Origin of the sequence: Streptomyces sp. NPDC059002 (assembly GCF_042740435.1) — a bacterium.
GTDB lineage: Bacteria > Actinomycetota > Actinomycetes > Streptomycetales > Streptomycetaceae > Streptomyces.
In genome coordinates this window covers 41,783-53,075 of the sequence record NZ_JBHYJI010000018.1, presented here as the reverse complement: position 1 = coordinate 53,075, position 11,293 = coordinate 41,783, and the positions used below count along the sequence as shown (strand labels likewise).

The 11,293-nt window shown below is 71.6% G+C and carries 8 protein-coding genes; 4 read left to right on the top strand and 4 right to left on the bottom strand.

Translation table 11 applies throughout. The features are described from left to right. Positions 1 to 635: 635 nt before the first annotated feature. The 3 genes from ACFWZ2_RS18515 to ACFWZ2_RS18505 form a co-directional block, all read right to left on the bottom strand. On the bottom strand, positions 636 to 1,973 hold the full coding sequence (locus tag ACFWZ2_RS18515; RefSeq protein WP_384546854.1) for a PP2C family protein-serine/threonine phosphatase: 1,338 nt from the start codon (positions 1,971 to 1,973) through the stop codon (positions 636 to 638). A gap of 254 nt (positions 1,974 to 2,227) precedes the next feature. Continuing rightward, entirely contained in the window at positions 2,228 to 3,304 is a 1,077-nt protein-coding gene (locus tag ACFWZ2_RS18510; protein ID WP_384546852.1) for an NlpC/P60 family protein, read from the bottom strand. 346 nt (positions 3,305 to 3,650) lie between these two features. Continuing rightward, positions 3,651 to 4,448 carry a class I SAM-dependent methyltransferase gene (locus ACFWZ2_RS18505; protein WP_384546850.1) on the bottom strand — a complete coding sequence of 266 codons (798 nt, stop codon included), beginning with the start codon at positions 4,446 to 4,448 and terminating at the stop codon, positions 3,651 to 3,653. Between the two features lie 159 nt (positions 4,449 to 4,607). Here ACFWZ2_RS18505 and mshA point away from each other — a divergent pair, with 159 nt between their 5' ends. The 3 genes from mshA to ACFWZ2_RS18490 all read left to right on the top strand — a co-directional run bounded on the left by mshA (position 4,608) and on the right by ACFWZ2_RS18490 (position 8,948). Next, positions 4,608 to 5,954 (top strand): D-inositol-3-phosphate glycosyltransferase, encoded by a 1,347-nt coding sequence (gene mshA / locus ACFWZ2_RS18500; RefSeq protein ID WP_384546848.1) that lies wholly within the window; start codon positions 4,608 to 4,610, stop codon positions 5,952 to 5,954. Further along, entirely contained in the window at positions 5,947 to 6,453 is a 507-nt protein-coding gene (locus ACFWZ2_RS18495) for a YbjN domain-containing protein (RefSeq protein WP_384546846.1), read from the top strand. The genes mshA and ACFWZ2_RS18495 overlap by 8 nt, the downstream gene beginning before the upstream one ends. Positions 6,454 to 7,211: 758 nt before the next feature. Continuing rightward, the gene (locus ACFWZ2_RS18490) at positions 7,212 to 8,948 is read left to right on the top strand and encodes a glycoside hydrolase family 55 protein (RefSeq protein ID WP_384546844.1); all 1,737 of its coding nucleotides are present in this window, start codon (positions 7,212 to 7,214) and stop codon (positions 8,946 to 8,948) included. On the opposite strand, the gene ACFWZ2_RS18485 is transcribed toward ACFWZ2_RS18490, so the two are convergent. Further along, complete coding sequence (locus ACFWZ2_RS18485; RefSeq protein WP_384546842.1) at positions 8,890 to 10,242, bottom strand: MDR family MFS transporter; 1,353 nt, start codon at positions 10,240 to 10,242, stop codon at positions 8,890 to 8,892. The genes ACFWZ2_RS18490 and ACFWZ2_RS18485 overlap by 59 nt on opposite strands. 174 nt (positions 10,243 to 10,416) lie before the next feature. Between ACFWZ2_RS18485 and ACFWZ2_RS18480 the strand changes: the two genes are divergently transcribed. Beyond that, complete coding sequence (locus ACFWZ2_RS18480; RefSeq protein WP_384546840.1) at positions 10,417 to 11,178, top strand: phosphoglyceromutase; 762 nt, start codon at positions 10,417 to 10,419, stop codon at positions 11,176 to 11,178. Positions 11,179 to 11,293 lie beyond the last annotated feature (115 nt).

The following is an 11,293-nucleotide window of genomic DNA, read 5'->3' as shown; positions in this document are numbered from 1 at the left end:
CGTCAGTCCGCAGCCGTCGTCAGACCGCACCGCCATCGGGCGCAGTCGCCGTCAGGCGCAGTGACCGCCAGCCCGCAGCCACTGCCGGGCCGCGCCGCTGCCGGGGCGCGACGCCGTCAGCCCGCACCGCCGCTAAGCCGCAGTCGCCGTCGGTCCGCACCTGCCGCCAGACCACGCCGCTGCTAAGCCGCAGTCGTCGTCAGTCCGCAGCCGTCGTCAGACCGCACCGCCATCGGGCGCAGTCGCCGTCAGGCCTCAGCCGCCGCTGAGTCCAGTTGCCATCAGCCCGCAGTCGTCGTCAGACCGCACCGCCGTCGAGCGCAGTCGCCGTCGACCGCAGTCGCCCTCAGCCCGCACCGCCATCGGCCGCAGTCGCCCTCAGCCCGCGCAGTCGTCGAGCGCAGTCGTCGTCAGCCCAAAGCTGCTGCGAGTCCGCGCCGCCGCCAGGCCTCAGCCGCCGTCAGGCGCAGCCGCCAGCCCGCAGCCACTGCCGGGCCGCGCCGCTGCAGGGGCGCGTCGCCGTCAGTCCGCAGCTGCCGCTAGGCCGCGCCGCCGCTAAGCCGCAGCCGCCGTCAGTCGCAGCCGTTCGCGAGGGCCGCGCCGCCGCCAGCCCGCAGCCGCCGCCAGGCACCCCCTCACCGCCCACCCCGCACCCGATCCAGCAGCAGTACCGCCACGTCGTCCGTCAGGTCGCCGCCGTTGAGGTCGCGTACTTCGTTGACCGCGGCTTCGAGGAGTTCGTCGCCCTGGAGGCCCGTGGCGATCTGGCGGCGGATCATTTCCACCATGCCCTCTTGGCCGAGGCGCTGATTGCCCTGGCCGATGCGGCCCTCGATCAGGCCGTCCGTGTAGAGCATGAGGCTCCATTTCCCGCCGAGTTCCACCTGCCTGCGCGGCCAGCGGGCGCGGGGCAGGAGTCCGAGGGCGGGGCCGCTGTCCTCGTACGGCAGGAGTTCCGCGAGCCGCCCCTCGCGGGCGATCAGCGGCGAGGGGTGTCCGGCCAGGCAGAGCCCGGCCCTGCGGCCGTCGGGCGCGATGTCGACCGTGCAGAGCGTCGCGAAGATCTCGTCGTCCGCGCGTTCGTGCTCCAGGACCTTCTGGAGCGTGGAGAGCAGTTCGTCGCCGCACAGGCCCGCGAAGGTCAGCGCCCGCCAGGCGATCCGCAGCTCGACGCCGAGCGCGGCCTCGTCGGGGCCGTGGCCGCAGACGTCGCCGATCATGACGTGCACGGAGCCGTCGGGGGTGCGCACGGTGTCGTAGAAGTCGCCGCCGAGCAGCGCACGCGAGCGCCCGGGCCGGTAGCAGGCGGCGAACCGCAGCGGCGAGCCCTCCAGGAGCGGCGTCGGGAGCAGCCCGCGCTCCAGGCGGGCGTTCTCCTGGGCGCGCAGCCGCGACTCGGTGAGCTGGCGCTGGGCGGCGTCCGCGCGCTTGCGTTCCACCGCGTACCGGATGGCGCGGCTCAGGAGCCGCCCGTCCAGCTCGTCGCGGAAGAGATAGTCCTGCGCGCCGACCCGCACGGCCTCGGCGCCCCGCTCGGCGTCGCCGTCGCCGGTGAGCGCGAGGACGGCGTGCCGGGGCGCGAGGCGCAGCACGTGCCGGAGGGCGCCCAGCTCGTCCTCGTCCGTCTCGGCGGAGCCGGGCGCGGTGAGGGCCAGGTCGAGCAGGATGCAGTGCACGTCGTCGGTGAGCAGCCGCTCGGCCTCGGTGAGGTTGCGGGCGGTGCGGATGCGGATGGGCTTGCCCGCGGAGTCGAGCAGTTCGGGAACGCTCAGGGATCCCGCGGGATCGTCCTCGATCACCAGGAGGGTGAGTCCGGAGCCGGAGCCGGAGCCGGAGACGGAGCCATTGCCGCTGCCGTTGCCTTGGCCGGTCGTGTCATGGGCGGGCGCCGCCGCATCGTGCGGGGGCGCCGCATGAGCCTGACCGCCTTCCGCGGCCGGGACTGCTCTCTGCCGCGGTATGGGTACGGGCATCGCTTGGTTCCTTCCCTCCCCCCGAGGGCGTGGTGCCACGCAGGTCGTCGCAGCACCGACGGGGACCTTAGCGGTAGCCGCGCCTCCATTGGAATGCCGCGCGGCAAACGGCCACCGTCATATGCCGCATCAAGGAACGCAATTGGGCACGGCACGGTCCCGTCAGGGATGACGAACATCACGTCGTGAGGGTTGAGCGGCCGACCGGGGCGTGCGCTGGGTCACATGGGCGCGGGCGCCCCGATCGCGCGGGGCTACTTGTCGGGCCGTACGACCCCGAGGATCTGCATGGATCCCGCTCCCGCGATGGTCACGTCGCGGCCGGGACGGGGCGCGTGCACGATCGCGCCGTCGCCCAGATACATCCCGACGTGGCTCGCGTCCGAGTGGTAAATGATCAGGTCACCGGGGCGCATGTTCTTGATGTCGACGCGCGGCAGCTGCTTCCACTGCTCCTGCGACGTCCGCGGAATGCCCTTGCCGGCCGCGGCCCAGGCCTTGGAGGTGAGCCCCGAGCAGTCGTACGACCCCGGGCCCTCGGCGCCCCACACATACGGCTTGCCGATCTGCGCGGTGGCGAACTCGATGGCCTTCTTGCCCTGCGGGGACGCCTTGCCGTTGATGTCCTTCAGGACGCCCGAACTCACCCACGCCGACTGCTTCTTGAGGGCGGCCGCCTCCTCCAGCTTGCGCAGCCGCTCCCGCTCGTCCTTCTCCAGGCGCGACTCGAGCTTCTCGGCGTCCGCGATCTTCTTCTTGATCTTCTTCTTCGACGCGGCCTTCGCCTTGCGGTTGGCCTCCAGCTCCTTCCAGCGCGATGTGGCGTCCTTGGCGTAGATCCGCAGGTCTTCCTCGGTCCGCTCCAGCTCGGTCAGCATCCCCTTGGTGGCCTTCTGGCCCTGGCGCATGCGGCCCGCGCCGTCCAGGAACTGGCTCGGACTGTCGCTGAGCATCAGCCGGGCCTCGGGCGGCATGCCGCCGCTGCGGTACTGGGCGCGGGCCTCGGCGCCCGCGCGGGACTTCAACTCCCGCAGTTTCGCCTGGGCCTTGGTGATGTCCTTGGCCAGCTTCACGATCTGCTTCGACTGCTTGTCGGCCTGCTCCTCGGCGGCGTTGTACGCATCCGTGGCCACGCCCGCGTCGTGGTAGAGGTCCTCGATCTCCTTGCGCACCCGCTCCAGGGACTTGCTGTCGCCGGGCGTCGGCTTCTCCGGCGGGCGCTTGGCGGCACTGCCCGCCGACTGCGCGAAGGCCGTCCCCGGTGCGGCGAGCACCGTCGCCGCGCAGATCAGCGCCACGGCCGTCGCCGTCGAGTATCGCTTGCCAGTCACGCCCCGCCACCCCCAAAGCTGATTTACCGTCAGTAACTTGCGGTCGCTTTCGGGATGGTGCCACGTCGGCGCCCAATGCGACAGAGCCCGACGACAACTCCGATCCCCCCACCCTTCCCCTGTGACGTACGGCATGCGGAGATCGTTCCCCGCAGGTCACAGCGATGCGTTCCATGCGGGCCCGGTGGAATCACGGCAGCCGCCGGGGCACATGTGTTCAACACCCGGGTGGCGCAGGGGAGTAGAGAGGGTCGAGGGGGAGACTCGGTCCGCCCGCGGCGAGGGGGAGACTCGGTCCGCCCGCGGCGAGCGGGGCGACTCACCCCACCCGCGGCGAGGGGACGACTCACCCCACCCGCGGCGCCAACGCCCCCCACCGCACCGTCACTTCCCCCTGCCGCCACCGCGAAGTCCCGTCAAGGACCGGCCAGTCGGCGGTCAGATCCCGCACCGCCCTGATCCACCGCTGCCGCGCCCCGTACGAGGCGTACGGCGCCGCGGCCGCCCAGGCCCGGTCGAAGTCCCGCAGGAACGCGTGCACCGGCTCGCCCGGCACGTTCCGGTGGATCAGCGCCTTCGGCAGCCGCTCGGCGAGGTCGGAAGGGCGCTCCAGCGAGCCGAGCCGCGTCGCGAACGTCACCGTGCGCGGCCCCTCGGGCCCGAGCGCGACCCATACGTGCCGCCGCCCGATCTCGTCGCAGGTGCCCTCGACGAGCAGTCCGCCGGGCGCCAGCCGCCCGCACAGCCGTTCCCATACGGCGGCGACCTGCTCCTCGTCGTACTGCCGCAGCACGTTCGCGGCGCGGATCAGCGCGGGCCTGCCCGGCAGCGGCACCTCGAAGCCGCCGTGCCGGAAGGAGAGCCCCTCGCGCTCGTACGGCCCGGCCGCCGCGACCCGCGCCGGATCGATCTCGACACCGACCACGCGCGCGTGCGGCGCGACGGTGCGCAGCCGGAGCAGCAGCTCGACGGCGGTCCAGGGGGAGGCGCCGTAGCCGAGGTCGACGGCGACGGGGTCGGCGGAGCGCCGCAGCTCCGCGCCGTGGACGGCGGCGATCCAGCGGTCCATGCGGCGCAGCCGGTTGGGATTGGTGGTTCCGCGCGTCACCGATCCCACGGGGCGGGACGAGATGCGTGGGGCCATGGGGGAAAGGGTATGCGCGCGTGGCGGTTGAGAAGTGCTGGGTAACGCTTTGGCAAAAAGGGGCGGAAAGGAAATGGAGGCGAGGCTTCCGGTGTTCCCCCTCTGGAGGACCCGTACGCCCTCCGTGTAGTCATGCCCGTACGCAAGGAGGACCGCCACGTGAGCCAGTACGTGTCCAGGCTCGGGCGTCGCTCCCCGGCGGCACCCTCACGGCTCCGTATACCCGGCACCCACCGGCGCCCGCGCCGCGTCGCCATGCTCAGCGTGCACACCTCGCCGCTCCACCAGCCCGGCACGGGCGACGCGGGCGGCATGAACGTCTACATCGTCGAGCTCGCCAAGCGCCTCGCCGCGATCAACGTCGAGGTCGAGATCTTCACCCGCGCCACCACCGGCGCACTCCCGCCCACCGTGGAACTGGCGCCGGGCGTCCTCGTGCGCCACGTCGACGCGGGCCCCTACGAAGGCCTCGCCAAGGAAGAGCTGCCCGCCCAGCTCTGCGCCTTCACGCACGGCGTCATGCAGGCCTGGGCAGGCCACCGCCCCGGCTACTACGACCTGGTCCACTCCCACTACTGGCTCTCCGGCCACGTCGGCTGGCTCGCCGCCGAACGCTGGGGCGCCCCCCTCGTCCACGCCATGCACACCATGGCCAAGGTCAAGAATGCCGCGCTGGCCGCCGGCGACACCCCCGAACCCGCCGCCCGCGTCATCGGCGAGACCCAGATCGTGCGCGCCGCCGACCGCCTCATCGCCAACACCTCCGAAGAGGCCGACGAGCTCGTACGCCACTACGAAGCCGACCCCGGCAAGGTCGCCGTCGTCCACCCCGGCGTGAACCTCGACCGGTTCCGCCCGGCCGACGGACGCGCCGCGGCCCGCCGCCGCCTCGGCCTCCCGCAGGACGCCCTGATCCCGCTCTTCGCGGGCCGCATCCAGCCCCTCAAGGCCCCGGACGTGCTGCTCCGCGCGGTCGCCGTCCTCCTCGACGAGCGCCCCGCGCTGCGCTCCAACATCGTCGTCCCCATCGTCGGCGGCCCCAGCGGCAGCGGCCTCGCCAAGCCCGAGGGCCTGCAGAAGCTGGCCGCGAAGCTGGGCATCGCCGACGTGGTCCGCTTCCAGCCGCCGGTGGGCCAGGAGCAGCTTGCGGACTGGTTCAGGGCGGCATCGGTCCTCGTCATGCCCTCCTACAGCGAGTCGTTCGGCCTGGTGGCCATCGAGGCGCAGGCCGCGGGCACCCCGGTGCTCGCCGCTTCGGTGGGCGGTCTGCCCGTCGCCGTGCGCGACGAGGTCACCGGCTTCCTGATCTCCGGCCACGAACCGGCCCACTACGCGCGCGTGCTGCGCGATTTCGCCGACCACCCCCACCTCGTGGACCGGATGGGGACGGCCGCGGCCCGGCACGCGCAGTCCTTCGGCTGGGACACCGCGGCGTCCGCCACGGCGGACGTCTACACCGGAGCCATGCACGACTTCCGCCGTCACGTACGCTCGCACCATGGCTGAGCGGGCAGACACCCCAGACACGGCGTCCACCATCGAGCGGACCCTGGACGACGCCGAGCTCGAATGGGAGTCCCCCGAGCCCGGCTCGTACGTGGTGAAGCTCCCCGGCACCCGCAAGCTCTCCACGACGCTCTCCATGATCGTCGGCAAGCACTCGCTCTCCCTGAACGCCTTCGTGATCCGTCACCCCGACGAGAACCACGAGGCCGTGCACCGCTGGCTCCTGGAGCGCAACCTCCGCCTGTACGGCGTGAGTTACGCGATCGACTCGCTGGGCGACATCTACCTCGCGGGCAAACTCCCCCTCACCGCGGTCACCCCCACCGAACTGGACCGCCTCCTCGGCGCGGTCCTCTCCGCCTCGGACGACTCCTTCAACACCCTCCTGGAACTCGGCTTCGCATCGGCGATCCGCAAGGAATACGAGTGGCGCGTCTCGCGCGGCGAATCCACACGAAACCTGGAAGCGTTCACCCACCTGACTCAGCCACGAGGCTAGCCCCGCGCGGTCCGCGGGGCGGGGCTACCGGGCTGGCCCCCGGCGGGCAGAGGCAGCGGCTGACCGCGCGGTCCGCGGGGCAGGGGCAGGGGCAGGGGCAGCGGCTGGTCCCACGTTCCGCGGGGCAGGGGCAGGGGCAGCGGCTGGTCCCACGTTCCGCCGAACACGGACGCCCTGACCAGCGCCCCACCCGGCCCCACCACTCCGCGGCGGCGTTCCCCGCGCACCTGCCCCCTTCTTCGGGGCTGCGCGCCGCTACTGGCCGCACTCGCCCTGGACCCATTGCTCCACGGTGGCTTTCCCGCCCGCTCGTGCCCGTTTCTTCGGGGCTGCGCGCTGCAATTGGCCGCACTCGCTCCGGTCCGATCGCCTCGCGCCGGCTTTCCCGCCCGCTCGTGCCCGCTTCTTCGGGGCTGCGCGCTGCAATTGGCCGCACTCGCCCCGGTCCGATCGCCTCGCGCCGGCTTTCCCGCCCACTCGTGCCCGCTTCTTCGGGGCTGCGCGCCGCAACTGACCGCGCCCACCCCGGACGCACCGCCCCGCGCCAACTTCCCCGTCGGCCAGCCCTCCCGTCCGCTCCTACTGGACGGCCCGGTGCAGAGCAATCGGGTGGGTGGGTGGGAAGGCATCCGCCGCGAAGCGGCGGTCCAGAAACCCCCAACGCGCACCCTTCCGCCGAACGCACCGCCATGCCATGCTCCCGCCCACCGCAAGCATGAACTCAGTTCACATACATGCACGGCGAAAGGCGGCGACACATGCCTCACCCCACCAGACGCGACGTACTGGCCGGCGCGATAGCCGTCACGGCGACCGCCACCATCACCGGCACCGGCACCGGCGGCACCACCGGCACCGCACACGCAGCCCAGCCCCGCACCCAGCCCCGCACCCAGCCCCGGACCCAACCCCTCACCCAGCCCCGCACCCAACCCCCCACCCTCTGGCGAGAGTTCACCGCGACCCCCTACACCCACCCCCAAATCCCCTACGTGGCCCGCGCGGGAGCCGACTCCGGCGCCCGCCACTTCCCCCGCCGCAAGTCCGAGTTCGACGCCACCCACTACGGAGCAAGCCCGGACGGCACGTCCGACGCGGCCCCCGCGATCAACCGCGCCCTCACCGCCGCCGGAACATCCGGCGGCGGCACGGTCCTGATCCCACCCGGCACCTACCGCATCGACGACATCATCCGGATCGCCCACGACAACGTCACCCTGCGCGGCGCGGGCAGCACCCGCACCACCCTCCTCGCCACGAAGAACCTCACCGAACTGATCGGCCCCTACGGCTCCCGCTACGGCGGCGACAAGTCCAGCTGGTCCTGGGCCGGAGGCCTCATCTGGCTCTGCCCGCAGGCCCGTTGGGACACCCTCACCACCGCCATCAAGGCCAAGGCGTGGCCCTTCGAAGGCTGGACCGGCAACAAGCGCGACGAGTGGGAGACCCTCACCACCGTCGCCCCCGCCCGCCGCGGCTCCTGGTCGGCGGAGGTCACCGACGCCTCCCGCCTCCGCAAGGGCGACCTCGTCCTGCTCCGCCTCGCCGACGACGCCGACCACACGCTCCTCGAACACATGGCGGGCGGCGGCCCCGGCCCCGAGGCGTACACCTGGGACGACAAGACCAAGCTCACCTCGTACGTCCCCTACGAGTGGCCCGTACGGATCGCCGCCGTCGACCGCGCCAAGCGCCGGGTCGCCTTCGAACGGCCGCTCCCCCTCGACGTACGCCCGGAATGGGACCCCCGACTCACCACCCACGTAAGGGAATTGACCGGTTCCGGAGTCGAGGCCCTGACCCTCGAAGCGATCGAGACCCCGCAGTCCCCGCACCTCCTCGACAAGGGTTACAACGGCGTCACGTTCCAGTGCGCGTACGACTGCTGGGCCGACGACGTCGTCGTACGCCACGTGGACAACGGCTTCGGCCTGGTCGGCGCCTCCGCCTGCACCCTGCGCCGCACCCGCGTGGCAGGCCGCGGCTCGCACCACCCGTACTTCTGCCGCGAGGGCTCGCACGACAACCTCATCGAGGACTTCGCGATCGAGGAGCGCACCACACCCGCCCCCGCGGGCACCCAGCTCCACGGCATCAACGTCGAGGGCCTCTCCTCGTACAACGTCTGGTCGCGCGGCCGCATGGAGATGGGCACCTTCGACTCGCACCGCGGCATGCCGTTCGCGAACGTACGCACGGACATCACCGTCGACAACAACGGCCGGCACGGCGGCGACGCGAGCGCGGGCCCCCTCTTCGGAGCCCGCTTCACGCACTGGAACATCCGCGTCACCAACGAGCGCGCGGGCCTGATGAAGATCGACGAACTCGCGCCCTACAGCGCGACGGTGGGCATCAACAGGGTCCGCGAGTTCGACCAGATCGACGTCCCCGACTTCACCGGCGAGCTCCACGCGCGCGTGGAGCTGTACGGAACTACGGACGCGGTGCGGCCACGGAATCTGTACGAGGCGCAGCGGAACCTGAGCCACTGACGCCGGAGTCGTCCTCGACAGCCACCGCCTCACCCCCGACAGCCTCCACCTCAGCCTCCGCCTGGGCCCCCACCTTGGAGACCTCCCCGTCCCCCTCCGGAAGCCCCCGCATCAACCCCCAGTACCCCAGCGCGGCCACCATCCCGAGCACCGCGCACACGCCCCACAGCCACTCCGCGCCGAACCGGTCGATCATGAAGCCGGACATCAGGGGCGCCACCAGGGCGGCCACCGACCACGACAGCGTGTACATGCCCTGGTAGCGCCCGCGTCCATGGACGGGGGAGAGCCGCACCACGAGCCCGGTCTGCGTGGGCGCGTTGACGATCTCGGCGAGCGTCCACACGCACACCGTCAGGGCGAACACCCCGACCGACCCGGCGAACGCGGTGAGCCCGAAGCCGTACCCCGCGACCACCGAGGAGATCACCAACAGCCGCCGCGGATCCCGGTGTTCGATGAACCGCGTGACGGGAATCTGCAGGGCCACGATCAGCACGCCGTTCACGGCGATCGCGAGGCCGTAGTCGGCGGGCGTGAACCCCGCCTCGCCCATGGCGACGGGCAGCCCCACGGACCCCTGCTGGAAGATCAGCGCGACGAGGAACGACAGCCCCACCACACCCATGAACCGCCCGTCCCGCAGCACGGTCCCGAGCCCGACCGCGGGCTCCGTCGCCTTCTCCAGGGCGCTGCGCACGGGCCGCGACTCGGGCAGCTTCACGAAGACGACGATCGCGCAGACCATGGTCATGGCGGCCTCGATCAGGAAGCCCGCGAGATAGCTGTACGAGGCGATGAACCCGGCGCCCGTCGACGAGATCGCGAACCCCAGGTTGATCGCCCAGTAGTTGAGCGAGAACGCCCGCACCCGGTCCTCGGGCTTCACGATGTCCGCCATCATCGCCTGCACGGCGGGCCGGGACGCGTTGCTCGCCATGCCCACCATGAAGGCGACGCCCGCGATGGCGACCGGGTGCTCCATGAACCCGAGCACCGCCACGGAGACGGCCGTCGAGGACTGCGCGATCAGCAGCGTGGGCCGCCGCCCTAGCCGGTCGGTCATCACACCGGCGCCGATCGAGGAGACGACACCGCCGAGCCCGTGCAGAGCGGCGACGAGCCCCGCGTACGAGGCCGAGTAGCCCCGTTCCAAGGTCAGGTACAAGGCCATGAAAGTCGCGACGAAGGCCCCGAGCCGATTGACCAGAGTGCTCGTCCACAGCCACCAGAAGGCGCGGGGAAGACCCGACACGCTCTCGTGCAGGGCGCGTCTCATGGCGGTGATCGACATCGGTGTTCCCCCGGTACGTACGTGAAGATGTAAGTGTCTCAACCAGCAGGCACAACTTACGGGTCGTACGTCCCGCCCCGCCACTCAATTGACGAGAGCCGTCAACTGTCCCTCCGCTGCCCCTCCCGCGCCCGCGCGCGCGAGGCCCCCCGGGGTTCGATTACGCTCGGAGTCATGGCCGACGCACCGTACAAGCTGATCCTCCTCCGCCACGGCGAGAGCGAATGGAACGCGAAGAACCTGTTCACCGGCTGGGTGGACGTCAACCTCAACGAGAAGGGCGAGAAGGAGGCGGTCCGCGGCGGTGAGCTGCTCAAGGACGCCGGCCTGCTCCCCGACGTGGTCCACACGTCGCTCCAGAAGCGCGCGATCCGCACGGCCCAGCTGGCCCTCGAATCCGCGGACCGCCACTGGATCCCGGTCCACCGCAGCTGGCGCCTGAACGAGCGCCACTACGGCGCCCTCCAGGGCAAGGACAAGGCCCAGACCCTGGCCGAGTTCGGCGAGGAGCAGTTCATGCTCTGGCGCCGCTCGTACGACACCCCGCCCCCGGCCCTCGACCGCGACGCGGAGTACTCCCAGTTCTCCGACCCCCGCTACGCGACCCTCCCGCCCGAGCTGCGCCCCCAGACGGAATGCCTCAAGGACGTCGTCGTCCGCATGCTCCCGTACTGGTTCGACGGCATCGTCCCCGACCTCCTCACCGGCAAGACGGTCCTGGTAGCAGCCCACGGCAACTCGCTCCGCGCCCTCGTCAAGCACCTCGACGGCATCTCCGACGCCGACATCGCGGGCCTGAACATCCCCACCGGCATCCCGCTCTCCTACGAACTGGACGCCAACTTCAAGCCCCTCACCCCGGGCGGCACCTACCTCGACCCGGACGCCGCGAAGGCGGCGATCGAGGCGGTCAAGAACCAGGGCAAGAAGAAGTAGCTATCGCGATCATGCCTCTGAGTCGTGCATGCGGCGCGGCTCAGCGGCATTTTCATGTCTTGGGCTCACCGAGGGCCCGGTCCCGAGCCTTGCGGCCAGAACGCTGGCCCGAGAG

Bases quoted from the DNA above. Each gene is read 5' to 3' on its own strand.
- ACFWZ2_RS18515 (WP_384546854.1), bottom strand. From the start codon at position 1,973: ATGCCCGTACCCATACCGCGGCAGAGAGCAGTCCCGGCCGCGGAAGGC.
- ACFWZ2_RS18505 (WP_384546850.1), bottom strand. From the start codon at position 4,448: ATGGCCCCACGCATCTCGTCCCGCCCCGTGGGATCGGTGACGCGCGGA.
- ACFWZ2_RS18495 (WP_384546846.1), top strand. From the start codon at position 5,947: ATGGCTGAGCGGGCAGACACCCCAGACACGGCGTCCACCATCGAGCGG.
- ACFWZ2_RS18490 (WP_384546844.1), top strand. From the start codon at position 7,212: ATGCCTCACCCCACCAGACGCGACGTACTGGCCGGCGCGATAGCCGTC.
- ACFWZ2_RS18485 (WP_384546842.1), bottom strand. From the start codon at position 10,242: ATGTCGATCACCGCCATGAGACGCGCCCTGCACGAGAGCGTGTCGGGT.
- ACFWZ2_RS18480 (WP_384546840.1), top strand. From the start codon at position 10,417: ATGGCCGACGCACCGTACAAGCTGATCCTCCTCCGCCACGGCGAGAGC.